The sequence below is a fragment of the Brevibacillus sp. AY1 genome, from assembly GCF_029870785.1.
GTDB classification, from domain to species: domain Bacteria; phylum Bacillota; class Bacilli; order Brevibacillales; family Brevibacillaceae; genus Brevibacillus; species Brevibacillus invocatus.
In genome coordinates this window covers 73648-99882 of the sequence record NZ_JAFLPN010000011.1, presented here as the reverse complement: position 1 = coordinate 99882, position 26235 = coordinate 73648, and the positions used below count along the sequence as shown (strand labels likewise).

General features: G+C 50.8%; 23 protein-coding genes and 1 riboswitch. Of the genes, 5 read left to right on the top strand and 18 right to left on the bottom strand.

Going from position 1 to position 26235, the window contains the following annotated elements; genetic code table 11:
- Positions 1-3: 3 nt before the first annotated feature.
- From JZI27_RS11655 to JZI27_RS11635, 5 genes are read right to left on the bottom strand one after another with little or no spacing between them, the layout of a single operon-like run.
- On the bottom strand, positions 4-1008 hold the full coding sequence (locus JZI27_RS11655) for a proline racemase family protein (protein ID WP_280207608.1): 1005 nt from the start codon (positions 1006-1008) through the stop codon (positions 4-6).
- Between the two features lie 25 nt (positions 1009-1033).
- On the bottom strand, positions 1034-2473 hold the full coding sequence (locus tag JZI27_RS11650; RefSeq protein WP_280207607.1) for an aldehyde dehydrogenase family protein: 1440 nt from the start codon (positions 2471-2473) through the stop codon (positions 1034-1036).
- Positions 2474-2488: 15 nt separating this feature from the next.
- Positions 2489-3373 carry a dihydrodipicolinate synthase family protein gene (locus JZI27_RS11645; RefSeq protein WP_280207606.1) on the bottom strand — a complete coding sequence of 295 codons (885 nt, stop codon included), beginning with the start codon at positions 3371-3373 and terminating at the stop codon, positions 2489-2491.
- A gap of 31 nt (positions 3374-3404) precedes the next feature.
- Complete coding sequence (locus tag JZI27_RS11640) at positions 3405-4430, bottom strand: 4-hydroxyproline epimerase (RefSeq protein ID WP_122909884.1); 1026 nt, start codon at positions 4428-4430, stop codon at positions 3405-3407.
- Positions 4427-5626 (bottom strand): NAD(P)/FAD-dependent oxidoreductase, encoded by a 1200-nt coding sequence (locus JZI27_RS11635; RefSeq protein WP_280207605.1) that lies wholly within the window; start codon positions 5624-5626, stop codon positions 4427-4429. Before JZI27_RS11635 ends, JZI27_RS11640 begins: the two co-directional genes overlap by 4 nt.
- A gap of 179 nt (positions 5627-5805) precedes the next feature.
- On the opposite strand from JZI27_RS11635, the gene JZI27_RS11630 reads away from it, so the two are divergent.
- On the top strand, positions 5806-7512 hold the full coding sequence (locus JZI27_RS11630) for a sigma-54 interaction domain-containing protein (RefSeq protein ID WP_251243020.1): 1707 nt from the start codon (positions 5806-5808) through the stop codon (positions 7510-7512).
- A gap of 216 nt (positions 7513-7728) precedes the next feature.
- On the opposite strand, the gene JZI27_RS11625 is transcribed toward JZI27_RS11630, so the two are convergent.
- Entirely contained in the window at positions 7729-9396 is a 1668-nt protein-coding gene (locus JZI27_RS11625; protein WP_280207604.1) for a peptide ABC transporter substrate-binding protein, read from the bottom strand.
- A 223-nt stretch (positions 9397-9619) separates the two neighbouring features.
- Positions 9620-10687 (bottom strand): M24 family metallopeptidase, encoded by a 1068-nt coding sequence (locus JZI27_RS11620; RefSeq protein ID WP_122909881.1) that lies wholly within the window; start codon positions 10685-10687, stop codon positions 9620-9622.
- Between the two features lie 146 nt (positions 10688-10833).
- On the opposite strand from JZI27_RS11620, the gene JZI27_RS11615 reads away from it, so the two are divergent.
- The 3 genes from JZI27_RS11615 to JZI27_RS11605 are packed head-to-tail and all read left to right on the top strand — an operon-like array spanning position 10834 to position 12638.
- Positions 10834-11103 (top strand): (2Fe-2S)-binding protein, encoded by a 270-nt coding sequence (locus JZI27_RS11615; RefSeq protein WP_122909880.1) that lies wholly within the window; start codon positions 10834-10836, stop codon positions 11101-11103.
- On the top strand, positions 11104-11451 hold the full coding sequence (locus tag JZI27_RS11610) for a (2Fe-2S)-binding protein (RefSeq protein ID WP_122909879.1): 348 nt from the start codon (positions 11104-11106) through the stop codon (positions 11449-11451).
- Positions 11436-12638, top strand: a complete 1203-nt coding sequence (locus tag JZI27_RS11605; protein WP_280207603.1) for an NAD(P)/FAD-dependent oxidoreductase — start codon at positions 11436-11438, stop codon at positions 12636-12638. Before JZI27_RS11610 ends, JZI27_RS11605 begins: the two co-directional genes overlap by 16 nt.
- An 89-nt stretch (positions 12639-12727) precedes the next feature.
- Here JZI27_RS11605 and sdhB read toward each other — a convergent pair whose 3' ends face one another.
- From sdhB to JZI27_RS11590, 3 genes are read right to left on the bottom strand one after another with little or no spacing between them, the layout of a single operon-like run.
- Positions 12728-13480 (bottom strand): succinate dehydrogenase iron-sulfur subunit, encoded by a 753-nt coding sequence (gene sdhB, locus JZI27_RS11600; RefSeq protein WP_183185136.1) that lies wholly within the window; start codon positions 13478-13480, stop codon positions 12728-12730.
- A gap of 15 nt (positions 13481-13495) precedes the next feature.
- Complete coding sequence (gene sdhA / locus JZI27_RS11595; protein WP_251243024.1) at positions 13496-15253, bottom strand: succinate dehydrogenase flavoprotein subunit; 1758 nt, start codon at positions 15251-15253, stop codon at positions 13496-13498.
- Between the two features lie 18 nt (positions 15254-15271).
- Positions 15272-15883, bottom strand: a complete 612-nt coding sequence (locus JZI27_RS11590) for a succinate dehydrogenase cytochrome b558 subunit (protein ID WP_122909875.1) — start codon at positions 15881-15883, stop codon at positions 15272-15274.
- 325 nt (positions 15884-16208) lie between these two features.
- On the opposite strand from JZI27_RS11590, the gene JZI27_RS11585 reads away from it, so the two are divergent.
- Entirely contained in the window at positions 16209-16661 is a 453-nt protein-coding gene (locus JZI27_RS11585; RefSeq protein ID WP_122909874.1) for a DUF2507 domain-containing protein, read from the top strand.
- A gap of 53 nt (positions 16662-16714) precedes the next feature.
- Here JZI27_RS11585 and JZI27_RS11580 read toward each other — a convergent pair whose 3' ends face one another.
- The 8 genes from JZI27_RS11580 to JZI27_RS11545 all read right to left on the bottom strand — a co-directional run bounded on the left by JZI27_RS11580 (position 16715) and on the right by JZI27_RS11545 (position 26185).
- The gene (locus tag JZI27_RS11580; RefSeq protein ID WP_280207602.1) at positions 16715-17956 is read right to left on the bottom strand and encodes an aspartate kinase; all 1242 of its coding nucleotides are present in this window, start codon (positions 17954-17956) and stop codon (positions 16715-16717) included.
- A 210-nt stretch (positions 17957-18166) separates the two neighbouring features.
- Positions 18167-18354: riboswitch (Lysine riboswitch) on the bottom strand.
- A gap of 84 nt (positions 18355-18438) precedes the next feature.
- Positions 18439-20220 (bottom strand): excinuclease ABC subunit UvrC, encoded by a 1782-nt coding sequence (gene uvrC / locus JZI27_RS11575; RefSeq protein ID WP_280207601.1) that lies wholly within the window; start codon positions 20218-20220, stop codon positions 18439-18441.
- A 159-nt stretch (positions 20221-20379) separates the two neighbouring features.
- Positions 20380-20694, bottom strand: coding sequence for a thioredoxin (trxA, locus tag JZI27_RS11570; RefSeq protein WP_122909871.1), 315 nt, complete (start codon positions 20692-20694; stop codon positions 20380-20382).
- Between the two features lie 313 nt (positions 20695-21007).
- Positions 21008-21967 carry an electron transfer flavoprotein subunit alpha/FixB family protein gene (locus JZI27_RS11565; protein WP_122909870.1) on the bottom strand — a complete coding sequence of 320 codons (960 nt, stop codon included), beginning with the start codon at positions 21965-21967 and terminating at the stop codon, positions 21008-21010.
- Positions 21968-21987: 20 nt separating this feature from the next.
- Complete coding sequence (locus JZI27_RS11560) at positions 21988-22755, bottom strand: electron transfer flavoprotein subunit beta/FixA family protein (protein WP_122909869.1); 768 nt, start codon at positions 22753-22755, stop codon at positions 21988-21990.
- Between the two features lie 92 nt (positions 22756-22847).
- The gene (locus JZI27_RS11555; protein ID WP_122909868.1) at positions 22848-23621 is read right to left on the bottom strand and encodes an enoyl-CoA hydratase; all 774 of its coding nucleotides are present in this window, start codon (positions 23619-23621) and stop codon (positions 22848-22850) included.
- A 114-nt stretch (positions 23622-23735) separates the two neighbouring features.
- Positions 23736-24323 (bottom strand): TetR/AcrR family transcriptional regulator, encoded by a 588-nt coding sequence (locus JZI27_RS11550; RefSeq protein WP_122909867.1) that lies wholly within the window; start codon positions 24321-24323, stop codon positions 23736-23738.
- A gap of 161 nt (positions 24324-24484) precedes the next feature.
- Positions 24485-26185 (bottom strand): long-chain-fatty-acid--CoA ligase, encoded by a 1701-nt coding sequence (locus JZI27_RS11545; RefSeq protein WP_122909866.1) that lies wholly within the window; start codon positions 26183-26185, stop codon positions 24485-24487.
- Positions 26186-26235 lie beyond the last annotated feature (50 nt).

Genomic DNA, 26235 nt, shown 5'->3' with positions numbered 1-26235 from the left:
TATTTATCGGAGCAAAAAACCTTTCGCTAACGGATCGACAGGGTCCACGACAAATTGGTGCAGACCGGTTATGAAGGCCTTGCCCTCGATCACGGGAATCACGGCCTCGAAGTCTCCCACCTGCAGCGTCTCCTTTACGTGGCCGATGAATTGGCTGCCCACAATTCCTTCATGGACAAATCTTTCTCCTTGCCCTAGCTGGCCTCTTGCAAACAAGACAGCAAGCCTCGCTGCCGTCCCTGTCCCGCATGGAGAGCGGTCCACCTGTTTGTCGGCGAAGATGGTCACATTGCGAAGATGGGAGCCGGGCATTCTCGGTTCGTCAGAAATGATCACGCCGTAAATGCCAGTCAGCTCGGCCTCCAACGGATGAACCACATGCATCTTCTCCTCGATCTGATGCTTGATCCTGCTCCCCCACGCTTGGAGCTTCGACAGCTGTTCGATTTCCACCCGTACCCCTAGATCCTTGGCTTGCACGACCGCGTAAAAGGCACCGCCATAGGCAATATCGACATCAAAGGTACGCCCCTCGCAGGTAATCGGCACATCCTGAGCAAAGACAAAGGATGGAACATTTTCAAAGGAGACGGACTTCACCTGCGCCCCTTCCACATTCGCGCGCACCATGATTCTACCCGCTGGACTGTCAATGACGATGCTTTGCTCCGCATTCTCCAGCTGTAGGATTCCTGTTTCGACAGCTGCCGTGACAACGGCGATGATCCCGTGACCGCACATGGTGCTGTAGCCCTCATTGTGCATGAACAAGACACCAAAGGCAGCATCCGGGCTTACGGGTGGGGTCATGACGCAGCCGTACATGCCGTGATGTCCTCTCGGCTCAAACATCAAAATGCGCCGGATGTCATCGAGATGCTCGCGAAAGTAGCTTCTTCTCTCCAGGATGGTCTCGCCCTGAAGCGGAGGTAACCCTCCCGTAATGATCCTAAGTGGCTCTCCCCCGGCATGGGCGTCGATCGTTGTGAACAAGCGGTTGATATTCATGGCTTCCTCCCTCCAGACCGTATCTTTACCATGCGTATTTGATCGCGCAGGTCTTGATCTCGCTATAGAACTGAAGGGCAGCCTGGCCCTGTTCCCGTGTATGCGAGCTGGACTGTTTCATTCCTCCAAATGGCGCCTGGTATTCGACTCCCGCCGTTTCCTGATTGACCCGGACCATGCCTGCTTGGGCCAGATCGAGGAAACGGTGTGCGCTGGAAAGATTTCGGGTGAACAAAGAGGCACTTAGTCCGTAGACGGTTTGATTGCACAAGGATATCGCCTCGTCAAAATCTTCTGCCTGAAGCAAGACGGTCAACGGACCGAACACCTCCTCTTGGACGAGGGGATGACTGGCTGCTACACCCTCCACGATCAATGGACGAATGTAATACCCTTGACTGGACAGCGGCGTGTCAGGACTACTGGCTATGATTTTCGCCTGCTCCTGTGCCAAGGAAACGTACCGATTGACCTTCTCGTACTGGTCAAATGACGCGACCGGTCCCAAATAGACATCCGGATCACTCGCTTCTCCTACCCGGCAATCCTCGATGGCGATTTGCAAACGCTCCACCAGCTCTTGGTAAATCGATTTTTCGACGATGATTCGGCTGGTAGCCGTGCATTTCTGACCCGCTGACCGAAACGCCCCGCTAAGCAAGATGGGAACGGTCCTGTCCAAGTCTGCATCTGCGAGGACCACCGCTGCATTTTTCCCGCCCATCTCCGTCTGGTATTTGCTATTGCGTCCCGCGCAGGCGATTGCAATCTGTCTGCCTGTGGCAGATGATCCCGTAAAGCTCACCGCGTCAACAGCAGCCTCTTCTACCAGGGCAGTGCCGATCTCTTTTCCTTTTCCAATCACGACGTTCAGGACTCCTGCAGGCAGCCTGGTCTCGGCAAACATCTGGGCCAGCCTTGTCGCTGTCAGCGAACTATTCTCTGCTGGCTTCCAGATGACCGCGTTGCCACAAATCAGCGCAGGAGCTATTTTCCAGATCGGAATAGCTACCGGGAAATTCCAGGGAGTGATCACGGCGACGACACCGAGCGGCACGCGCTTGCTGTATTGCAGAACATGTGAATCAGAAGCTGGAATCAGACTGCCATCGGATCGCATGCCTTCTCCTGCATAGTAGCGAAGCAAATTAACCCCCCGAGCCACTTCCCCCCGCATTTCTCCGATTTGCTTGCCCATCTCCTGACTCGCCAATCGGGCCAGCTCATCTGTACGAGCTTCGAGCACAGATGCCATCTGGAACAAAATCTCACCACGAGCAGCTCCGGTCTGCATCGCCCAAAACGGCTGCGCCAAACGGGCTGCCTGCTCAGCGGCAAAGATGTGGGAGGGATCGGAATATCGTACAACCCCCACCTCCTCCGAGAGACGCGACGGATTTTTGACTGACACTTCTAATCCAGATGGAGTTATCCACTCGCCGCCTATCCAGTTTTTGCTCTGCATGCTAGCCATTCCTCCTTATCGCCCACTCACGGTACCCATGCAATAGTCGAAAGCCTTTTTGATTCCCGCGTACTGTTCTTCTGGCAATGGCAGGCGTGGTGGGCGAGTCGGTCCAACAGGAAAGCCTGCCAGCTCCATCATGTACTTGATGGATTGTACGAGCTGCGGGTTGGCATCGTAATGGAACAAAGGTAGCTGCCGGCGGTAGAGGGCTTGAGCCTCCTGCAATTTCCCTTGGCGTGCCAGACGGAACAGCTCGACGCCTTCCTTGGGCAGCGCATTCGGGACACCCGCGATCCACCCTGTGGCTCCGATCAGCCCCCCTTCCATCACGAGATTGTCCACTCCTACCATCACTTCCAGATCGGTCGTCGCCAGTATTTCCTGTATGCGGCGAATGTCTCCGGAAAATTCCTTCACACCAACGATGTTGTCCAGCTTGGAAAGACGAGCCAAAATATCAGGCTTCAGATCAATTTTATAATCATGCGGGTTATTGTACGCGATGATGGGCAGACCCACCGTGTTCAGCGCTTCGTAATGGGCAAACACCTCATGCAACAGCGGCGTGTAATTGATCGGAGGCAACGCCATCACACCTGCCGCACCCGCATCCTTGGAAAACTGTACCCATTCGACAGCCTGACGGGTCGACGGGGCTGCTGAGCCGACGACTACGGGCACTCGGCCATTTGATGCAGCGATGACGGTCTGGATGACCTTTGCCCGCTCCTCTGCGGTCATAGTCGCATATTCTCCGAGCGAGCCTGAAGGGACGAGGCCGTCTACGCCTTCTTGAATCAGCCAGTCGCACAATTCTGCCAATCGCTTGTAATCCACCTCGTAATCGCTGGTAAACGGGGTAACAAGTGCTACATAGACGCCTTCAAAACGTGCCATGCTTTCATTCTCCTCTCAAATTGTTCTCGTTTTAATGATCCGTAGCAGGCGGAATAAGCAAAAAGCCTGTCGCCAGCTCGTCATCCGGATTGTAAAAGATCGTATGCTTGCCCATCAGCCATGCAGATCCGGTTATCTGGGTCACGACGGCAGGCAATCCACCCTCTTCTGTCACCGAAATCACCTTCCCCGTAAAAAGAGAGCCCACTATGCTTTCATGGACGAAGGACTCCCCAATGCCAATCTCCCCTTTGGCAAAAAGGGTAGCCAGCTTTGCCGATGTGCCGGTGCCGCACGGTGAGCGGTCAATGCCGCCAGGAGGGACGACGACCGTGTTCTTCACGTGTGCCTGTGGATGGGTGGGCGCGGAATAAAACTCCACATGTGTCAGTCCTCGGATAAATGGCTTTTCAGGATGAACGACCTCGATGGCTTGGTTGATAGCCTTGCGGATTTTGACAGCGGTTTCGACAATCGCGGATGCATGGGCTGGAATCAGCTCAAGCCCCAGCTTTTGCGCATCGGTAATCGCATAAAAGTTTCCTCCGTACGCAATATCACAGCTGACAGCACCCAGCCCCTCTACGAGTACAGTCACATCGGATCGGTATAAAAATGCGGGGATGTTCCGGAATGAAACCGACTTGGCACTGCCTCCTTCAACCTGGATCTCAACCTCGACCAACCCGGCTGGCGTATCGAGCTTGACGTACGTAATCGGCTCGTTCACAGGAATCATTCCTGTCTCTACCAGCGTGGTGCACAGACCGATCGTATCGTGGCCGCACATGGGCAAGTACCCGCCTGTCTCGATGTAGATGACTCCCACGTCCGCGTCCGGATGGCAGGGCTCTACCAGTAAAGCACCTGACATGACATCATGCCCCCGCGGCTCATACATGAGAAGCTGCCGAATCCAGTCATACTCTTTTTTCATGTGCAGCATCTTTTCTGCCATCGTCTGCCCTGTCAGCTTGGGCAGGCCGCTGATGACCGTGCGCGTAGGATTTCCGCCAGTATGTGTATCGACCGTCGAAAACACCCTTCTGGCCTTCATGGATGCAACACCCCTTTCTTCGCAAATCGATCGTGCCGCAACGGTTCTGTCGGAATGATCGTCTCGCTTTTACCCAGCAGCATTTCCGACACCAGCTTCCCTGTTACAGCCGCCAAGCTGATGCCGTCCCCTTCATGTCCAGCTGCGATAAAATAACCCGGCACCTCCTCAACATGCGAGATAATGGGCAGATGATCTTCTGTCCAAGGACGCAATCCGCAATATGTGCGGATGATGCCAAAATCCGCAATTTTGGGGTAAAAACGCAATGCTCTTCGCGCCATGCACCGTACCACGTCCATATCTACTCGCGTATCAAAGCCTACGAACTGGCGGCTAGAGCCGATCAGGAAATTTTGACTTTCCGTCGGCTCAAACACCAGCGCTACCCCGTATTTCTCCGTCTCCTCATCCACCTGACGCTGTCCACCGAACTTGGAAATCAGGTAGCCGAATTCCATGACCTTGCGCAAACCTACAGGCATTTGACGAGAGGCGACGATCAAGTGACCTTTGCGAGGGAGAATAGGGATCGTCACGCCTACCATTTGACCGATGACAGGTGCCCACACACCTGCGGCATTGACGACTTGCTTCGCGGTCCATTGACCTTGGGTTGTCGTGATGTGGAACGCTCCCGAAGCCTGATCGCGCCGCAATGCTTTCACCTCAGTCCGGTGCAGTATCCGTGCACCATGCTTTTTCGCCCCATCAAACAACGCGAACGTGAGCATGTAGGGATTTACCGTCGAGTCCGTAGCGCACTCCAATCCACCTAGCAAATCGTCGGCAAAGTACGGAGATTCCTGGCGAATATCGGATCTGTCCAGCATGCGAAACGGCAGCCCTGCTTCCTTTTGTCGTCTCACCCACTCCTCAGCCGCTGCCATCTCCACATCCGATTCGCAGACAAGAATGCTTCCCGGCGCCCGGTACTCGAAGGGTTGCTCCAGTTCTCGACTCAGCTCATCCACGAGCATCTGGCTTTTCAAAGACATCTGGCTGTCGAACCCAGGGTCTTTGTCAATCGCCAAGATGTTGCCATCACAGCGGGATGAAGTCCCTGAAGCCAGCTCTCCTTTTTCTAGCACCACGACATCGAGTCCAGCGCGAGTGGCGTAATAAGCAATTGCAGCCCCGATGATTCCCCCTCCGATCACAGCGATCTCGGCATGGGTTTCCGTTTGTTTTGACATGTCTGCCTCTCCTCAAATCGCTTTGTATGAACCTCGCTCTACTACCGTTTGCAATCGTTATGCCAAATAAAAAACACGGATCTTGCAAACTGAGTTGTCTAAATTATTTTACAATTACACCAACATGTGTATAATATCTAAGAATCTGGTACCTTTTCTCGACACTCCTGATGAAAGGAATGGTTCGGTTGAGACACAAACTCCCCTCATTGACAGAGCTGATGAAGTCCAACCTTCGCTGCTGTCTTCACGATGATCCCTTCATCGAGCCCGAAGCCGATCTACTCGTCGCGATACGAGATGAGTCCGGCTGGTATTCCGCCCATTCGGCACAGCTTCCCGCAAATGCTCCCTGCGACTGTTCCCTACCGCCGTGGGAGCCAACTCCGGTTTTAACACCTGAAGCTCCTCTGACTCAGGCTATCCCTCTTATGGACAAGCATGCTTACATCTTGATAGCGGGTGAAGGCAATAAACCTGTTGGCTTTCTCGATCGTGGTACACTTTTGCAAACCGTTTTTCAAACCTATGAAATCTTGGAAGCGTATTTTGATACGATGATTAAAACGATGGATGCCTCTATCTCCGTTATCGATGAACAGGCACGGGTCATGGTCTGGACAGAAGGGGCAGAACGCATTTTTTCCCTGAAAAACAAAGACATCGTCGGGCGTCCGATTACGGATTTTTTTCCTGTCGACATGCTGGAAACACTGAAATCTCTCAAGACTGGGCAGACTGTGTATCGCCATCAACATCAGCCTCGGGAGGATCGGGTCGTTCTGATCAATACCAATCCGATCTACCTGCACGATACCATCATCGGGGCCGTTGCTGCCGAGACGGACATCACCAGTCAGGTACGACTCAATCAGGAGCTGCTCAATGCCAACAAAAAAGTGAATCATCTCCAGCAGGAAATGGCCAAGTGGAGCCAGAGCCCCGATCCCTTTGCCCAGATCAAGGGAACGAGTACGGCGATTGACAAGATCAAGACGATGATCCAAAAGCTGAAAGAAACGCAGGTGACTGTTCTCATTCTGGGGGAGAGCGGTGTGGGAAAAGAGTTGTTCGCCAAAGCCGTGCATGATGTTCGGGAAGGCGTCCATTCCCCCTTCATCGCGATCAACTGTGGTGCGATCTCCCCAACCCTGTTTGAAAGCGAACTGTTCGGCTACGAAAAAGGGGCCTTTTCTGGTGCAGATCAAAAAGGGAAAAAAGGGATGATCGAGCTGGCCAGAGGAGGGACCTTGTTCCTCGATGAGATCGGAGAAATGCCGCTCGACATGCAGGTTAAGCTCCTTCGCGTGCTACAAGAGAAAAAGTACTATCCGGTGGGTGGCACCAAGCAGATCGAAGCCGACTTTCGCGTGGTTGCAGCGACCAATAAGAACCTCGAAGAACTAGTGAGGCAAGGAAAATTTCGCGAGGATTTGTACTACCGTCTCCATGTCGTGACACTGAAAATCCCTCCTCTGCGTGAACGGATTGAGGATACGATCGAGTTGGCCCACTTCTTTCTCTACGAATTTTCCTTGCGATACAACCGTCCTGTCCACGCTATCTCACAAAATGTCATGCAATGCCTGCTGCAATACAACTGGCCAGGCAACATCCGGGAGCTGCGAAACGCGATGGAGAGACTGATCGTGTTTGCAACAGACGGGAGCATCAAGGAAGAGGATCTTCCCTACTCCCTGCAAGGGCATGCGAGAAGTTCGCAGACCGAATTGCCTGCCGATCTGATCTCGCTGCAGCAGGAGCTGGAGGCTCATGAGCGACGAGTGATTCTACGAGCCATCGAGCTGGAAAACGGCAATAAGCAAGCTGCCGCCAAAAGACTTGGCATTTCCCGCGCGACGCTGTACAACAAGCTGAACAGATAGCAGCATTCCGATATGGAAAAAAAGCAACCTTTTCGATCAAGGTTGCTTTTTTCTTGGTTTGCGACAGAAAAACAAACGAAGGCGCCTGCAGGACCTCCTGCAAAGATGCTTGGATCTCGGGGGCAGAATCTCGGACAAAATGCGAATCATCTCCAGCGTCGATTCCTCCTTTATCCTTGCTAGGACAGCTACCCTCCACTCTCTACAGCTACTTCGCTACTCGATGTAGGTCCATTTCCAATCGATCGCCCCCAAACCATCTTGAAAAACACCTTTCACCTTTTCATTTTTCACCCACGTATGTGTATAAAAGTAGATCGGCATGATCGGCATTTCATCCATCATGATCTGCTCGGCTTCCCGTAGTATTGCTTTTCGTTTTTCCGGATCACCTTCTGTCGCCGATTGATTCAACAGCTCCTTGAACTTTGGATTCTCCCAGCGTGTATCGTTGTTTCCGCCATTCTTCTCCTTGAACAGCTCCAGGAAGTTGATCGGGTCGTTGAAATCACCGGACCAGCCGAGTCGACCGACCTGATAATTCCCTTCGTGCATGGTTTCGAGGTAGACCTTCCACTCCTGATTTTCGAGCTTTACCTCGACACCGAGATTTTTTCGCCACTGGTCTTGAATGGCCTCGGCGATTTTTTTATGGCTCTCCGATGTATTGTAGGAAAGCGTGATCGGAGGGAGTGTCGTCAGACCGAGCTCTGTCATTCCTTCACTCATCAGCTTTTTCGCCGTTTCCAAATCATTGTCCTTGAAGTAACCATCTGGGTTTAGCGCCATCGTCGGAGGGACTGCTGACATGGCAGGCTGCTGGTTGGCTTGCAGGACGTTGTCAATCAAAGACTGGCGGTTGATGGCGTACGCAAACGCTTTACGGATTTTCACATGATTGAATGGCGGCTTTTCTGTATTGAATTTATACCAATAGGTTGCACCTACCGGCTTTACTTGCAGGGTTCCGCTCTCTTTCAAAGCAGGCATCGCATCTGTAGGCAAGGAGCTGAGCGGTGATCCCGCCCAATCAATTTCGCCGTTTTCAAACATGGAAAGCTCGGTGTTTTCGTCCTCCACCATGGAAAAGTTGATTTTATCCAGCTTGACGTTGTCGAGATCCCAATAATGCTCGTTTTTGATGAGCACCAGCTTGTTCTTATGCTCCCATGCCTCCATTTTAAAAGGGCCGTTCCCGAGATGGGTATTCGCTTCTGCTGCCCAGTTGGGATTGGCTTCCACGACCTTTTTATTGACCGGGAAGTACGTCTGAAACGCTGTCAGCTCCAGAAAGAATGGGGTTGGGTTTTCCAGCTCGACCTGCAGAGTTTTGTCATCCAAGGCTTTCACACCGACATCCTCCAGCTTGCCTTCACCCTTGTTGGCCTTCTCCGCACCCTTGATGTAATAGAGCTGATACGCATAGTTGGATGCTGTCTTGGGATCGAGTGCGCGCTTCCAGGCGTATTCAAAGTCATGTGCGGTTACCGGCTCGCCATTGCTCCATTTCGATTCACGGAGTACAAAGGTGTATGTCTTCAAATCACTGGACACATCGATTTTCTCAGCGACGGCTTCTACCGGCTTGCCTTTTGGTCCGATCCTCGTAAGTCCGTCAAATAGCGCCTTGGTCACAGCAGCTGAAGTCGTATCCTCTGCAATGCCTGGATCAGCGGTCGGTGGTTCGGAGTGCAGATTGAAGCGCAGGACTTGTTCCACCACCGGTTTACTCGCCTCTGCCGGTTGGGAGCTGTTGCTCTGAGGCTGGGTTTGCCCTTGTGTTTGATCTGCCGGCTTCGATGCTTCCTGACCACCTGCACAGCCACCCAAAGCTGATCCCATAATGGTGAGACTGCTTAATAAAACAAGAGTGCTTTTTCTCATCCAATCAACCCCTCACTTTCACATGGAAATTATTCGTATTTTCTGAAAATGCAAGCTGTATTCCAGTGGCAATTCGAGGGGGAGACGGGCTGTACAGTAAGTTATGTACATCGTTTTATACACTCTACCCCATACAGTGTCTGATGTATTAGACAATCAATTTCTTCCTATCTGAAAAAGAAAAACCCTCAGCTGATCCATTCAGCCAAGAGTTTCAACTACTCTATAAAATGATCAATTCCCGGGGCGCATGGGTGAGAACCTGGTTGCCCTCCTGTGTGACCACGATATCATCCTCAATGCGAACACCGCCCAAATCCGGTATGTAGATACCAGGCTCTACGGTCAGAACCATGCCGGGCTGAATCGTGATTGCGCATTGTCTGGACATGAACGGCTCCTCGTGAATATCCAATCCGATACCATGCCCCATTCCGTGCCCAAAATTCTCTCCATAGCCTCTTTGCGTGATAGTATCGCGGGCAAACGCATCCGCTTCCTTTCCGGTGATGCCTGGACGAATACCCGCGACAGCGAGATTTCTCGCCTCAAGTACGATATCATAGATCGCTTTCAGCTTCTCGTCTGGCTCTCCGACAGCGACGGTTCGTGTGATATCGGATCGATATCCTTGGTACAGGGCGCCAAAATCCAGCGTCACCATGTCTCCCTGCGTGATCGTTTTCGTACCCGCCACGCCATGCGGCAATGCCGAGCGATGACCAGACGCTACAATGGTGTCGAACGCCGATCCGTTTGCCCCCTCTTTTCGCATGAACATTTCCAATTCATTAGACACATCCAGCTCCCGAATACCCGGACGCAATATCGTTGTAATATAGGCGAATGCTGCGTCAGCAATTTGGGCGGCTGTTTGGATTTTCGCAAGCTCATCTTTGCTTTTGATCATGCGCAGATGCTCTACCAATCCCGAAGTAGCAACCAAATCCGCGCTCGCCACCTCCACGTATTTTCGGTGCAGCGAATAGGTCACATTCTCCGCCTCAAAACCTAAAGCCGTAATCCCCATTGCCTTGGCATGGCGAGCTACCTCACTGAACACTGCATCCTTTTTCGGCAAATGAACGATCTCGAAGCCATCCGCTTGTTCTGTGGCTTGTACGGTATAACGAAAATCAGTCAACAGCTTCGCCTGATTTTTGGAGATCAATACGACTCCATACGTACCGGTAAACTGGGTCAAATAACGCCGATTTTGCCCGTTCGTGACGAGCAAACCGTCTATCCCGCTTGTATCGAACTTTTGCCGCAGTCTATCCAATTTCTCCATCTCAGTCATCCCTTCTATATGTGCCATTCCTCTTTCTAATTAGCTAATTAGCAATCCATATGCCAAACTCCTTTTCCCGATGCACGCCTCTACTGGCATGACATTTGCAAATTTCCAATTTCATCGAAGAAAAGGAGGACATCGTGATGGAATCGCATCGTGTCATCGTTTGCCGCTGTGAGGAAGTATCACTCGCCGACCTGATCGAGACGGCTTCCAGCTATTCTTGCACAGCCCGGGAACTGAAATTGCGGACGCGGGCAGGCATGGGCTGCTGCGGAGGTCGCACCTGCCGGAATATGCTCGACCAGGTCATCGAAGCCGTGACTGGTCAAAAGCCTGACCATGCCGTATCCCTAGGCTACCAGCCACCGGTCCGCCCTATGTCGTTTCAATTGCTCGGAGGTAGAAAATAAATGAATGCACGCATCATGAAGCATCCAATCCTTGGGGAACGCGATCCTGGTAAAACCATGCAATTTACGTTCAATGGATGTGCTTATTCAGCTCTGGAAGGCGAAACGGTCGCCGCCGCCCTATTGGCTTCCGGTATTCGGACACTGCGTGTGCACGAGGAAAAAGGAACTCCACGCGGTATGTATTGCAACATTGGCCACTGCTATGAATGTCGTGTGACGATCAACGGCATTCCTACCGTACGCGCATGCATGACGCTAGTGGAGGAATCCATGATCGTGGAAGCTGGTACTGTTTTGCCTACTCCCCTCCAGAAAGGAGGGCATCACGGATGCTTGATTCCTTGATCATCGGCGCAGGACCAGCCGGGTTGGCCGCAGCTGTCGCAAGTGCCCGACAAGGTCTTAGAGTCCGCGTAGTGGATGAATTTTATCAACCGGGCGGCAGGTTGCTCGGACAGCTGCATCAGGAACCAGATGGCACATGGTGGAATGGTTTGGCTGAAGCTGCTCGTTTACAGCAGGAAGCAGTTGAAGCTGGCGCTGAAATTCGCTGTGGCGTTTCCGTCTTTCATGTCACCCGCCAGGATACCAGCTGGATCGTCTCAACCTCTGAAGGAGTCATGGAGGCCTCGATGCTTTTAATCGCTACGGGTGCCTCTGAAACACCTGTCCCCATCCCTGGGTGGACACTGCCTGGCGTCATGTCGATCGGAGCAGCCCAGGTCATGACCAACGTGCAGCGAGTTCGCGTCGGAACGCGGGGAGTGATCATCGGCATCAACATTCTCTCTGTGGCCATTGCCAGAGAATTGCTGCTGGCAGAGGTCAAGGTCGATCGAATGATTCTCCCTGCCCACTCGGTCATTTCGGGTGATGCTAGTCATCCTGTAGCTGTGATGCAATCCATGCTGCGCATCGCTCATTTGGCCCCATCCCCTCTTATTCGCATGGGAAGCAAATGGATGAAAAGCACATGGATGCAGCGGCTTGGAACCGCTCTATATCCTTCCCGTGGGTTTTCGATGTGGGGTATCCCGATCCAGCTGCGAACGGCGGCACTTGCGATCATAGGGGTAAATCAAGTAGAGGGAGTCCGTATCGCCCACATCACACCCGACGGTCAGCCTGTTTCCGGGACGGAGCAGATCATCCCTGCTGATTTCGTCTGCATCGCTGGTGAACTGAGCCCGCTTGCTGAATTGGCTGCTGTCGCCGGATGTCCATTTTCCTATGTGCCTTCTTTGGGAGGACACATCCCGATTCACAATGAACGGATGCAGACTCCTCTAAATGGACTCTACGTGGCGGGAAATAGTACTGGAATTGAAAGTGCGAAGGTAGCGATGGCACAAGGAACTGCTGCAGGACTGTCAATGGCGTTTTCACATGGCTCCTTGCGAGATTCTAGTCTACTATCGGATGCAATCACTCAGGTCGAAATCGTTCGGCAAAACGCCACCATTCAATTTCATCCTGACATACGTGCTGGACGGATGAGGGTTGGACAAATGGCTGCTGAAATTACACGATAAGCTGCTTTCATAAAAGCTTCTATTTACATTTAAAACAAAAAGCGTGCATCTGCTTGAACAGATGCACGCTTTCTTCATGCCTACAGATCTTACGAGAAGAAGAACTTCTTCAGACCGTACTTGGTTGTTTCCTTATTCATGTGAGCGATAGAAGTCGTGAGTGGAATTCCTTTAGGACAAGCTTGTACGCAGTTTTGGGAGTTACCGCAATCTGCGATACCGCCATCATCCATCAGTGCTTCCAGACGCTCATGCTTGTTCATAGCACCAGTAGGATGCTGGTTGAACAGGCGAACCTGGGAGATTGCGAATGGACCGATGAACTCGGATTTGCTGTTCACATTCGGACAAGCTTCCAGGCAGACACCGCAAGTCATGCACTTGGAAAGTTCGTACGCCCATTGACGCTCAACTTCCGGCATGCGAGGTCCAGGACCCAGGTCATGCGTACCATCGATTGGCACCCACGCTTTTACGCGTTTCAGTGCATCGAACATACGGCTGCGGTCAATAGACAGGTCACGCTGTACAGGGAAAGTACTCATTGGTTCCAGACGAACTGGTTGTTCCAGCTTGTCGATCAAAGCAGAACACGCTTGACGTGGTTTTCCGTTAATCACCATCGAGCACGCACCGCAAACTTCTTCCAAGCAGTTGGATTCCCAGTTTACTGGTGCTGTTTTTTGTCCTTGGGCATTCACAGGATTGCGTTGAATCTCCATCAGCGCCCCGATCACGTTCATGTTCGGACGGTAAGGAATTTTGAATTCTTCCTTGTACGGAGTGCTGTCAGGGCTGTCCTGGCGAGTAATAATCAGGTGAATCAACTTTTCGGCCATGATCAGTTTCCTCCTCTCTTACTTCTTCTTGTCAGACGTATAGTCACGCTTACGTGGTTCAATCAGCGAAACGTCGATGTCTTCATAGTAGATCTCTGGTGCGGTTGTCGCAGGGTCGTATTTCGCCATTGTCGTTTTCATGAAACGCTCGTCATCGCGTTCAGGAAAATCTGGTTTGTAGTGCGCACCACGGCTCTCGTCACGCTTCAGAGCACCAATGGTGATGGCACGTGCCAGAACCAGCATGTTCCACAGATGGCGTGTGAAGGAAGCACCGGAGTTGCTCCATATGTTCGTATCGTTGATGTTGATGTTTTTGTAACGCTCCATCAATTCTACGATCTTGTCGTCTGTTTTTTGCAGACGATCGTTGTAACGAACAACGGTCACGTTATCCGTCATCCACTCACCCAGCTCCTTGTGGATCAGGTAAGCATTCTCGGTACCGTTCATTTTCAGGATGTTGTCGTACTTCTCTTGCTCTTTCTTGGTGAAGCCATCATAGAGCGCAGAGGAGAGATCATCCGAAGATTGTTCCAGACCGTTCATGTACTCGATTGCTTTTGGACCTGCTACCATACCGCCGTAGATAGCGGAGAGCAAGGAGTTCGCACCCAGACGGTTGGCACCGTGCTGCGAGTAATCGCACTCACCGGCAGCAAACAAGCCAGGGATATTGGTCATTTGGTTGTAGTCTACCCACATGCCGCCCATTGAGTAGTGAACAGCCGGGAAGATTTTCATTGGAACTTTACGTGGGTCATCCCCAACGAATTTTTCGTAAATCTCGATAATACCGCCCAATTTAACATCCAGCTCTTTTGGATCTTTGTGGGACAGGTCGAGATAGACCATGTTTTCCCCGTTGATACCCAGCTTCATGTCTACGCAGACGTGGAAAATCTCACGCGTTGCGATGTCGCGAGGTACGAGGTTTCCGTATGCCGGATATTTTTCTTCGAGGAAGTACCAAGGCTTACCATCTTTATAGGTCCAAATACGTCCACCTTCACCACGCGCAGACTCGGACATCAGACGAAGCTTGTCGTCACCCGGGATTGCGGTAGGGTGAATTTGGATCATTTCACCATTTGCATAAATAACACCTTGCTGGTAAGCGATCGAAGCAGCTGTACCGGTGTTGATAATGGAGTTGGTCGATTTACCGAAGATGATACCAGGGCCACCTGTTGCCAGGATGACTGCATCCGCACGGAAGGATTCAATTTCACCGGAACGCAGGTTTTGAGCAGTAATACCGCGACAGGTTCCAGAATCATCGAGTACCGCACCGAGGAAATCCCAATATTCATACTTGGTTACAAGACCTTCCGCTTCATAGCGGCGTACTTGTTCGTCCAAAGCGTAGAGCAATTGTTGTCCGGTCGTTGCACCAGCAAACGCCGTACGGTGATGCTTGGTTCCCCCAAAACGACGGAAGTCCAAAAGACCTTCAGGTGTACGGTTGAACATAACGCCCATACGGTCCAGCATGTAGATGATTCCAGGTGCTGCGTCTGCCATTGCTTTTACAGGCGGTTGGTTCGCCAAGAAGTCGCCACCGTACACGGTATCATCAAAGTGTTCCCAGGTGGAGTCGCCTTCTCCTTTTGTATTAACCGCACCGTTGATACCGCCCTGTGCGCAAACGGAGTGAGAGCGCTTTACTGGAACCAGAGAGAACAGTTGGACGGGAACGCCTTTTTCTGCTGCTTTGATGGTAGCCATCAAGCCGGCCAGACCACCACCGACAATGATCAGTTTACCTTTTGCCATGACTTTGTCCTCCTATCCCTATGAAATAAACGCCGACATCGCGCGCAAGCCGATGAACGTTACGATTACGAATACTGCCATTGTAAAGTATGTTGCAATCCGTTGGGAACGAGGTCCAACGGTGATTCCCCAGTGTACGAGGAACGACCAGATTCCGTTCGAGAAGTGGAAGGTCGTGCTTACAATCCCGATCGCGTAGAACACGATCATAGCAGGATTGCTAAGTATGTCAGCCATCATGTCAAAATTCACTTCTGCTCCCAGCGCTTTTTGGATGCGCGTTTCCCACACGTGCCAAACGATGAAGATAAGCGTAATGATACCTGTCAACCGTTGCCACAGGAACAATTGGTTCCGGAGGTAGCCGAAGTTCCCTACATTTTGTTTCGCTTGGAAAGCAATGTAAAGACCGTAGACCGCATGGAACAGGATCGGGATGTAAATGAGAACAAATTCAAGAACCAGAAGAAACGGAACGTTTTCAATGAGGCCTACAGCCGTATTGAATTCTTCTGGTCCACGGGTTGCTTGATAGTTTGCCGTCAGGTGGAACAGCAAGAACAGCCCGATGGGAAACAAACCTAAGAGAGAGTGAAGCTTGTGACTGAGAAAGCTATGGCCTTTCGCCATACAATGGTCCCCCTTTCAATGTATCTAACGCTCTTTTACTAGATCCTTCTCTCATATCCTAACCCATTGCCTTATCCGTTAGACATGACGGGACGCCCGTCACACTCTTTGTCCTGAATTGACAAAATGTGTCGGAATACGAAAAAAAGAATGGCAAAACATTGACCAAAACAATTGTACTCCTGTCTGTTGGGAGCGTCAAGACAATGAATAGACTAAATCCATTGATAGAACAAACGATTTGAAATCCTGTCCTTTTTCTCTATGAATGTGTCATGAACCACGCATGACCCTCATAATCTAGTACAGACAGGAGGGAAGTAGAGTGAAAGAAACCGATCAACTGGCAGCCTTGTTTCCTGCTCCGTCCATCGCCCACGCGGAAAGGATGAACATGCCCTATCTTGGCTATCTTTTGCTGCGCGAAACTTTGACCCAAACCCTTCTTGGAGAAAGCGAAAGTCCGATTCTCTACTGGATGGGAAAGAACATGGGACGAAAGATTCCGATCCAATCGGCCAATGGAATCATCCTGCCCTTCATTAGACTGGGACTGGGGCAGCTCGACCTGCTGGAGGAATCTCCGCAATATATCAGCTACAGCCTCACCCACACGATCTACCCTCATCTGTCCACAGAACGTCTCAGCCGCTCCCTCTCATTGGAATGCGGAGTGATCGCCGGAGCAATCGAGCAATGGCTGGGCAAGGAGACAGTGGTACAAATGGAAGTCGAGGAGCAGGGGAGCAAAAGCTTGGTCATTCGCGCGTGCTTCTAGCTGCTTATGACTTGAAAAAACCCCCTCTTCCACAATAAAGAGGGGGGAGGTTTCTACAAGCCGTATACGACAGCCGTTTGTTCGACATCCAGTCCGTATGCCGTATGTAAGCTGCGCACGGCCAGGTCAGTCAAATCTGCAGGTATGACACAAGATACCTTGATATCGGAAGTAGATACCATCTTGATCGTAATTTGCTGTTCGGCAAGCACGCGGAACATTTCTGCAGCAACGCCGGGATTGTTCACCATTCCAGCGCCTACGATCGATACTTTGGTCAAGCCTTCCTCGTGATCTATCTTATCAAAGCCAAGCATTTCCCGATTCTTAGCCAGCGTATCCAGCGCATGCTTCAAATCGCCGGACGCCACCGTAAAGGATATATTGGTCACATCCGCATCATAGGAGCTTTGGATAATGATGTCTACGTTAACCTGATGATCAGCCAGCGTATTGAAGAGGCGAGAGAGCGTTCCAACCTTCGCCGGCATGCCAACTACCGTGATCTTCGCCACCTCTTCATCATGCGCTACACCACTAACTACTCTTCCTGTTTCCATTTGGGGAGCCTCCTCTACGAACGTTCCTTCTTCCGATGTAAAGCTGGAGCGGACGACCAGTTTTACCTTGTACTTTTTGGCTGCCTCGACCGAACGAGGGTGGAGGACACCAGCCCCCAGATTCGCCAGCTCAAGCATCTCGTCATAGGAGATGCGATCCAGCTTGCGTGCAGCGGGAACTACACGCGGATCAGCCGTGTAGACCCCCGATACATCTGTAAAGATCTCGCATCTGTCAGCCTTTAGGCTTGCCGCCAAAGTCACGGCAGAGGTATCCGATCCGCCACGTCCCAGGGTGGTAATTTCGCCTTCGTCGCTGATACCTTGAAAACCTGCTACGATGACGACGCGACCACGGCTCAATTCCGCACGAATGCGCGTCGGGTCAATTTCCTTGATCCTAGCACGGCTGTGAATGGCTTCCGTCGTGATCCCGGCTTGCCAGCCAGTCAACGAAATAGCGTCGTAGCCTTTTTGGTGCAAGGCCATAGAGAGCAGGGCAATCGATACCTGTTCCCCTGTGCTCAGGAGCATATCCATTTCTCTTTCTGAGGGATAGGGCGTAATCTCCTTGGCCATATCGACCAGCACGTCCGTCGATTTGCCCATCGCGGACAATATGATCACCATGTCGTGACCTTCTTCTTTATTTGCGATAATCCGATCAGCAACTCGCAAAATTCGCTCAATGGTACCTACAGAAGTACCACCATATTTCTGCACGATCAATCCCACGGCACTTCTCTCCTTTTTCTCGTATCCATATCCATATCGTTCTCTATTTTTTATCTGTGTTTTCTATATAAAATGTACAAAAAAGACACCAACAAGGAATCTCACCTGTCGCTGTCTATGATTTCGACATACCGGCTCCTCCTTCCCAATACACGCGGACAGTAAAGGATGACCATCGGAATATATCCCGTCATCACTCACACTGACACACCGTGAGATAGCTCTCCATCCAGCAACCGGACATTGCCTGGATGACAGTCCTGTGTTTATTCAACACAAGCCCAGCATGAAAAGCAGCGGGTCGCTCTTCACACTTCGGCGAATTCCCCTTTCCCATACCCTTCACAGACACCCGATCTCAGGGAGGTACTCTTGGTTTTCGCGCCTCTACCTCACTCCTTTGGGGAAGTGAGGCCAACTATTCTGTTTGAATGGGATTATATCATGGAGCTTGTAGCAGTTCAATTCCTTTTTATTCTGGATTATGTTTCCAGCTTTCTCAGATGAGCAATGATCTCTCGTGCCAGCTTATCTCCGAACCCTAATTGGCGGAAGTCTTCGACGCTAGCCTCGCGCATTTTTTTCAACGAGCCAAAATGCGTAAATAACTGTTTGCGTCTCTTTTCGCCAATGCCCGGAATCTCGTCCAGCTGGGAGGACAGCATCGTCTTGGAACGCGATTGCCGGTGAAAGGTAATCGCAAACCGGTGCACCTCATCCTGGATTCGCTGCAGCAAGTAAAATTCATAGCTGTCCCGTCTAAGCTCCACCGTTTCAGGCGGATCACCATACATCAGCTCGGCTGTTCGGTGCTTGTCATCCTTCGCCAAGCCACAAACAGGAATGTACAGACCCAATTCGTTTTCCAGCACATCCATCGCTGCGCTAATTTGACCTTTTCCCCCATCGATCACGATCAGATCAGGCATTTCCTGGTTTTCCTTGAGCAGGCGCGTGTATCGGCGGCGGATCACTTCACGCATGGATCCGTAATCATCGGGGCCTTCGACGGTCTTGATCTTGAACTTGCGATATTCCTTCTTGTCCGGGCGGCCATTCGTAAACACAACCATCGCGGAAACAGGCTCTGTCCCTTGAATATTCGAGTTGTCAAACGCTTCGATCCGATGTGGGGTCCCGATCCCGAGAATATGCCCCAGATTGTGAACAGCTTGGATAGTCCGGGCATCGTCTTTGGACATCAGCGCAAATTTTTCCTGTAGAGCTATACGTGCGTTTTCACTCGCCATCTGCACCAGCTCGCGTTTTTTACCGCGCTTGGGAGCATGGACTTTCACACCTAGCCACTCTGCCAGAAGATCGGGATCGCTGGTCTCGGGCAATAATATCTCCTTGGGCAGAACATTTTGCTTGTCATAGTAAAATTGGCTCACATATGACATAAAATCTTCTGCCTCATCGCCATAATAGGGGAACGAGGTCGTCTGACGCTCAATCATTTTCCCTTTCCTCATATAGAAGATCTGAATGCACATCCAGCCTTTATCCACTGCATAGCCGATAATATCGCGATCGACCGTATCAGCCATCGTGATCTTCTGTTTTTCCATCACGGCTTCGATGCTCTTGATCTGGTCGCGGTATTCCTTCGCCCGCTCAAAATCCATGTTCTCCGATGCGTGAAGCATTTTTTCCGTCAGCTGCTTTTTCATCTCTTCATGTCCGCCGTCAAGAAAACGGCTGATCTCGTCGACCAGACGCTGATTTTCCTCTTGAGAAACGTCGTACACACAGGGCGCCAGACACTGCCCCAGATGATAATAGAGACATACCTGCTTCGGCATCGTTTTGCACTTGCGCAAAGGATACAGGCGATCCAGCAATTTTTTGACTTCCCCTGCATCCCCAGCGTTGGGATAGGGTCCAAAGTAACGCGCCTTGTCCTTTAATACCTTGCGCGTAATCTCCAAACGAGGTTGCTTTTCATTCGTGATCTTGATGTATGGGTACGTTTTATCGTCCTTAAGCATCACATTGTAACGAGGATTGTGCTGTTTGATCAGATTGCACTCCAGAATCAAGGCCTCAATCGCGGAGGAGACGACAATATATTCAAAATCTGTAATTTCACTCACTAAAAGCTGCGTCTTGCCATCATGGCTTCCTGTAAAATAGGAACGAACGCGGTTCTTCAGCACTTTGGCCTTCCCCACGTAGATGATTTCTCCCACAGCGTTTTTCATCAGGTAGCAGCCTGGCTTTTCAGGCAAGACCCCTAACTTGTCTTTCAAGGAGCTGTTCAAAGCTGCTCCCTCCTTCCAGATACGTTCCATGCATCATCGTATCATGTTTGCCAACTGATGAAAATCATTAGGCGTTCGGAATCACCCGGAAAAGAAAAGCAGCACTTGCACATCCATGCAAATGCTGCTTCTGCCTTCCGTTATGGCCGATCGGTCACCTTACAGGTGCTTGCCTACTGTCGCCATCAGTGCTTCTTTTGGTTGGAAGCCGATTACTTTATCGACAGGTTGACCATCCTTGAACACGATCAGTGTAGGGATAGACATAACGCCAAAACGACCTGCAGATTCTGGGTTGTCATCGACGTTTACCTTTACGATTTTGAGCTTGGAGCCCACTTCGCTGTCGATTTGCTCCAGCACCGGTGCAATCATTTTGCAAGGGCCGCACCAAGGTGCCCAAAAGTCAACAAGGACAGTTCCTTGCTCGATTTCTTGGGAAAAGTTTTGATCAGATGCATTTACGATAGCCATGAAAGTTACCTCCTTGATCTCTTCCTACGGAAAAAAGTACCTCACACATTTAGTATATCATCCCTGCATCAATATGACTACGGCGCCAGACACTTTCCGCACTCTTCCGTTAGTGTGTCCTGCCAAGCGTTATTCTAACGGTCCATCACCGATTCTTTCGTTCTTTACTGCCCCGTTTGCTTTAAACGATGGATGTCCCTCTCGTGATCATATGATTACCGTCACGACGTTCAATGCGATCAAAGCGGCGGTAGGAATCCGCGGACAAAAAAACGCCCCGAGCTTCGGGACGTTATGTTCCTTCTCTATTTGTTTAAACAAGAACCTTTTTGAACTCTGCTGTAAGCAATGGCACGACTTCAAACAAGTCGCCGACGATTCCATAATCTGCAATCTGGAAAATCGGTGCTTCCGGATCCTTGTTGATCGCCACAATAATTTTCGAGCTGGACATACCAGCCAAGTGTTGAATGGCGCCAGAAATACCGCAAGCGATGTACAAATCAGGTGTTACTACCTTTCCGGTCTGACCGATTTGCATGGAGTAATCGCAGTAATCCGCGTCGCATGCACCGCGAGACGCGCCGACTGCAGCACCCAGAACTTCAGCCAGTTCATACAACGGCTGGAAGCCTTCTGCGCTTTTCACTCCGCGACCGCCGGAGATGATAACCTTCGCTTCAGACAAATCGACTTTGCCGCTTGTTTTGCTCACAACTTCTTTTACAATTGTACGCAAATCCTTGATTTCCAAATCAACCGGAACAACCGAAGCCGTTTTCGAAGCGTCTGCCTCTCCCACTGCGATATTGTTCGGACGGATGGTGATGAACACCTTTCCATCATTGAACTTGCGTTTTTGGAAGGCTTTCCCTGCGTAAATCGGGCGAACAAAAACAGGTCCTGCCTCCACCCCTGTTACGTCAGAAACCAGTCCGAACCCGAGACGAGCTGCAACACGAGGAGCAACGTCACGTCCGATTGCTGTATGACCCAAGACAACAGCATCTGGAGACACGAATTCGATCAATTGTGTAACTGCTTGCGCATATGCATCAGGTGTGTACTGCGCCAATGCCTCGTGCTCAGCCGTGTAGACTGAAGCTGCTCCATGCTGGCCGAGAATCGCCGCGTGAGCTGCTGCACCTGCCCCAAAAACGCCTGCGACCACTTCGCCACCTTCTGCAATGATCTGTGCTGCAGCAAGGGCTTCCAGCGATACATTACGCAGCTGTCCGTCGCGAACCTCTGCCAATACAAGTACTTTTTTCATGGAAATCCTCTCCCTCTCTCTTAGATCACTTTCGCTTCGTTGCGCAACAGTTGCACCAATTCAGACGCCTGTGCAGCCAGATCACCGGACAAGATGCGCCCAGCCTGTTTTGTTGGCGGCAAAATTTGATCTACAATCTCAGTCTTCGCTTTTACCTCATCGGCAGACAGACCGAGATCATCAGCAGAGAGACGGTCCAGAGGCTTTTTCTTTGCTTTCATGATCCCTGGCAGGGAAGGGTAACGCGGCTCGTTCAAGCCTTGTTGAGCTGTGATCAATACAGGAAGGCTGGTTTCCACAACCTCCAGATCACCTTCCACATCCCGCTCGACACGTACGGAAGTGCCATCAATCTCCAGTTTTACTGCAGTTGAAACGTGGTTGATGCCCAGCTCCTCAGCAAGACGAGGTCCACCTTGTCCGGCACCTGTATCTACAGCCATTTGGCCGCCAAGAATGATGTCAAAGCCTTCTTTTTTTGCAACCGCTGCAAGAACCTTCGCTGTTGTGAACTCGTCACCAAACAGGGACTCGTCATCCACCAGAACTGCCTTGTCAGCTCCCATGGCCAGCGCGGTACGCAGTGCGCTTTCAGCACGATCCGGCCCGATGCTTACCACTGTCACCTCGCCACCATGCTCTTCCTTCAGCTTGATCGCTTCTTCAACAGCATACTCATCGTATGGATTAATGATAAATTCAACACCGTCTTCAGAAATGTTTCCACCTTGAATCACAATTTTCTCTTCTGTGTCAAATGTCTGTTTCAACACAACTAAAATGTTCATTCAAATAACCCCTCCTTAGTCGAGATGCTACCTTGAAATGGTTAATGAGGCAAGCCATTTCTCTTCTTCATATATATCGTTAACGATGGGATTTAACGATCGGAAAATTGCGGTTTCCGCTTTTCCAGAAAAGCGCCTACGCCTTCTTTGACGTCTTCTGTTGCAAAAGCCTTACCGAAGAGCTCCGCTTCCTTGTCCATCCCTTCTGTATGGGAGAGTGTGCTGGATGAGTGGATCGCCTCCAAGGCAAATCTCACTGTCACTGCACTTTTTTGCGAGATGGCTGCAGCAAGCTTTTTCGCTTCGGAAAGCAATTGCTCAGCTGGATAAACGCCTTCGACCAAGCCGATGCGTAGCGCTTCCTCGCCGCCGATCATCTCCGAGGTCAGAATCAGCTGCGTCGCCTTTCCACGGCCTACAAGGCGAGGGAGACGCTGTGTACCTCCGTAGCCTGGAATCAAGCCCAGATTTAGCTCAGGCAAGCCAAGCTTCGCCTCCACTGCAGCCAATCGGATGTGGCAAGCCATCGCCAATTCCAGTCCCCCTCCGAGACATGCGCCATTAATAGCGGCAATGATCGGTTTTGGGAACGTTTCCAGACGGCTGAACAATCCTTGTCCCAATTTGGCTGCTTGCTTAGCATCTGCCACATCCATCTGGGTAAATTCCTTGATATCAGCTCCAGCAATGAAAAACCGCCCTTCTCCTGTCAGCACAATTGCCTTGATAGAAGAATCAGCTTCCCATTGCCCCAGAAGCTCCTGCAGCTCTTCCAGGACAGACTTACTTAGCGCATTGGCCGGCGGATTGCTGATGGTAACAACCGCAACACGATCCTCCAGCTGCACATTCCAATGTGCACTCATCTCTCACCCTCCACTCTATCAAAAATGAAGGAACAACCATCCTTTCCGAACGGTCGCTCAGTTTCGCACTTTCATTTTAACAAAGGAACGATTGTAACAAAAGCTTTTCTTTCACTACTTTCCCTTCAAACCATTTAGGAAGAGGTTATGAATGGGATCGACATGGGAGACAAGATCGTATTTGCACTGTTTCATGACCCATGATGTCGTCACTGCATCGAGCGTTCCAAAAATCATTTTTCTCGCCAGGCGCACTTCGATGTCGGGCCGGAAAATACCAGCATCCATTCCTTCCCGAATCACCTCGTCAATCAGGTCAAAATACTGCTTCATGACGTTGCCTATTCCTTCGCTGATCTCAGGATTGGACTGGCGTAGCTCGATCTGTGTCACCATCGCCAAATCCTGATCCCGAGAAAGCTGACTGAAATGCGTGTGAACGAGAGCATACAGCTTTTGTTCCGCCGACTTCGCTTCCAAGATGCGTTCCCTGCACGTTTCAATAAAATGACCCATCTTTTCGTTAAACAAGGAGATAAGAATATCATCTTTGTTTTCAAAGTAGAGATAGATCGTGCCGTCCGCTACTTTCGCCTCTTTGGCAATCTTGGATACCTGAGCATTGTGATAGCCCTGCCGAGCGATGACGCGAACTGCAGCATCAATAATGGCTTGATACTTTTCCCCCGTTTTCTTTGCCATATGTACCTCCACGTTTACTCACACAGATGAAAAATGAATGACTATTCATTCACAATCAGTGTATTATATCCCATCGTCTGCTGTCAATCCCGTACATCGTAGATACCCCTGCTTATTGGGAAAAGCCCGTCTCTACGAAGAGAAACGGGCTACCTTCAAACTTAGCTTGTTTTGATCTGCTCCTGTTCTTCCCTGCGCTTTTTATCTTCCTCCTGCAGCTGGCGTCTCAGCACCTTGCCTACCATGGTCTTGGGCAGTTCAGTACGGAACTCGTACTGTCGGGGAATTTTGTACGCAGCCAGCCTTTCACGGCAATGCTTCTCTAGCTCTTGCTCGTCGGCCTGCATGTTTTGTTTGAAAACCACGAATGCCTTGACCGTCTCGCCGCGATACGGGTCGGGAACACCAATGACGGCTGCTTCCTGCACCGCCGGATGCTCGAACAGTACCTCTTCAACTTCACGCGGATAGATGTTGAAGCCTCCTGCGATGATCATATCCTTTTTGCGATCTACGATATAGAAATACCCGTGTTCGTCCATATATCCCATATCGCCGGTCAGCAGCCAGCCGTCCTTGAGCACAGCGGCAGTATCCTCCGGGCGATTCCAGTAGCCAACCATCACTTGCGGCCCTTTTACGGCCAGTTCGCCAATCTCGCCAACAGGAACTTCCTCTCCTGTGCTGAGGTCCATGATACGACTATCCGTATCCGGCCAAGGCAAACCGATGCTGCCTGAGATGCGCTTGCCCCAGATCGGATTGGAATGGGTAACCGGTGAAGCTTCGGTCAAACCATACCCCTCGACCAGTTTGCCGCCTGTCAGCTCCTCGAACTTGTTCTGAACCTCGACTGGCAATGGTGCAGAGCCGCTCACGCAAGCCTCGATGGAGGAAAGATCGTATTTCTGCAAATCTGGATGATTGATCAGCCCGATATACATCGTTGGCGCACCTGGAAACAGGGTGGGCTTGGTCTTGTTGATCACATCCAAAATCAGCTTCACGTCGAATTTGGGTACCAAAATGATTTCGCCTGCAATGGAAATTCCTTTGTTCATAACCGTCGTCATTCCGTATACGTGAAAGAGCGGAAGTACACCGAGAATGCGCTCGCTTCCCATCTTCAGCTTATACATGACAGCCCGGCATTGGACGGCATTGGCGATCAAATTGGCATGTGTCAGCATGACGCCTTTCGCTACGCCTGTGGTGCCACCTGTATATTGCAGCAGGGCGATGTCGTGCTCGGGATCAATCTCAGCTTTCACCGGAATGATAGCGCTTTCTTTCACTACAGAAAGAAAAGGCTCAACATCGCTGCCATATGTGACTTGCGGATTGTGCCCGTCTTTTTTTTGTACCAGCGGATACAGCATTTTTTTGATAAAGGGCAGGTAGTCGCCGATACTGGTAATAATGAGTCTTTTCAATGGTGTGGATGATCGTACAGAAGTGACGCGTTTGTAAAGCAGGTCCAGTGTAATGATCGTCTCTGTCCCTGAGTCATTGAGCTGATGGATGATTTCCCGCTCTGTATAGAGGGGATTGGTCATGACGACAGTAGCGCCGGCAAAAAGAGCTCCGTAGTAGCTGATCACAGCTTGCGGAATATTCGGCAGCATGATCGCTACACGATCCCCTTTTTTCACGCCTCGCTTGATGAGTCCATTGGCAAACTGATAAGAAAAATGCAAAAGCTCCCGATACGTCATTCGCTTTCCCATAAAATAAATCGCGTAATGGTCTGGATACGTAGCTGCTGATTGTTCCAGAAAATGCGTCAGTGGAACACGGGGGTATTCCAATGAAGCTGCAGTTTCGGGTGGGTAATTGGCAATCCAAGGCTTGGCATTTGACATGGGTATTCCCTCCATCGCTTAATGGCCTTGCCGTCCCGTATGATCAGCAT

What these genes read in the sequence shown, in the direction of transcription:
- JZI27_RS11655 (WP_280207608.1), bottom strand. Translation starts at nt 1,008, where the DNA reads ATGAATATCAACCGCTTGTTCACAACGATCGACGCCCATGCCGGGGGA.
- JZI27_RS11650 (WP_280207607.1), bottom strand. Translation starts at nt 2,473, where the DNA reads ATGCAGAGCAAAAACTGGATAGGCGGCGAGTGGATAACTCCATCTGGA.
- JZI27_RS11645 (WP_280207606.1), bottom strand. Translation starts at nt 3,373, where the DNA reads ATGGCACGTTTTGAAGGCGTCTATGTAGCACTTGTTACCCCGTTTACC.
- JZI27_RS11640 (WP_122909884.1), bottom strand. Translation starts at nt 4,430, where the DNA reads ATGAAGGCCAGAAGGGTGTTTTCGACGGTCGATACACATACTGGCGGA.
- JZI27_RS11635 (WP_280207605.1), bottom strand. Translation starts at nt 5,626, where the DNA reads ATGTCAAAACAAACGGAAACCCATGCCGAGATCGCTGTGATCGGAGGG.
- JZI27_RS11630 (WP_251243020.1), top strand. Translation starts at nt 5,806, where the DNA reads ATGGTTCGGTTGAGACACAAACTCCCCTCATTGACAGAGCTGATGAAG.
- JZI27_RS11625 (WP_280207604.1), bottom strand. Translation starts at nt 9,396, where the DNA reads ATGAGAAAAAGCACTCTTGTTTTATTAAGCAGTCTCACCATTATGGGA.
- JZI27_RS11620 (WP_122909881.1), bottom strand. Translation starts at nt 10,687, where the DNA reads ATGGAGAAATTGGATAGACTGCGGCAAAAGTTCGATACAAGCGGGATA.
- JZI27_RS11615 (WP_122909880.1), top strand. Translation starts at nt 10,834, where the DNA reads ATGGAATCGCATCGTGTCATCGTTTGCCGCTGTGAGGAAGTATCACTC.
- JZI27_RS11610 (WP_122909879.1), top strand. Translation starts at nt 11,104, where the DNA reads ATGAATGCACGCATCATGAAGCATCCAATCCTTGGGGAACGCGATCCT.
- JZI27_RS11605 (WP_280207603.1), top strand. Translation starts at nt 11,436, where the DNA reads ATGCTTGATTCCTTGATCATCGGCGCAGGACCAGCCGGGTTGGCCGCA.
- sdhA (WP_251243024.1), bottom strand. Translation starts at nt 15,253, where the DNA reads ATGGCAAAAGGTAAACTGATCATTGTCGGTGGTGGTCTGGCCGGCTTG.
- JZI27_RS11590 (WP_122909875.1), bottom strand. Translation starts at nt 15,883, where the DNA reads ATGGCGAAAGGCCATAGCTTTCTCAGTCACAAGCTTCACTCTCTCTTA.
- trxA (WP_122909871.1), bottom strand. Translation starts at nt 20,694, where the DNA reads ATGGCTATCGTAAATGCATCTGATCAAAACTTTTCCCAAGAAATCGAG.
- JZI27_RS11565 (WP_122909870.1), bottom strand. Translation starts at nt 21,967, where the DNA reads ATGAAAAAAGTACTTGTATTGGCAGAGGTTCGCGACGGACAGCTGCGT.
- JZI27_RS11560 (WP_122909869.1), bottom strand. Translation starts at nt 22,755, where the DNA reads ATGAACATTTTAGTTGTGTTGAAACAGACATTTGACACAGAAGAGAAA.
- JZI27_RS11555 (WP_122909868.1), bottom strand. Translation starts at nt 23,621, where the DNA reads ATGAGTGCACATTGGAATGTGCAGCTGGAGGATCGTGTTGCGGTTGTT.
- JZI27_RS11550 (WP_122909867.1), bottom strand. Translation starts at nt 24,323, where the DNA reads ATGGCAAAGAAAACGGGGGAAAAGTATCAAGCCATTATTGATGCTGCA.
- JZI27_RS11545 (WP_122909866.1), bottom strand. Translation starts at nt 26,185, where the DNA reads ATGTCAAATGCCAAGCCTTGGATTGCCAATTACCCACCCGAAACTGCA.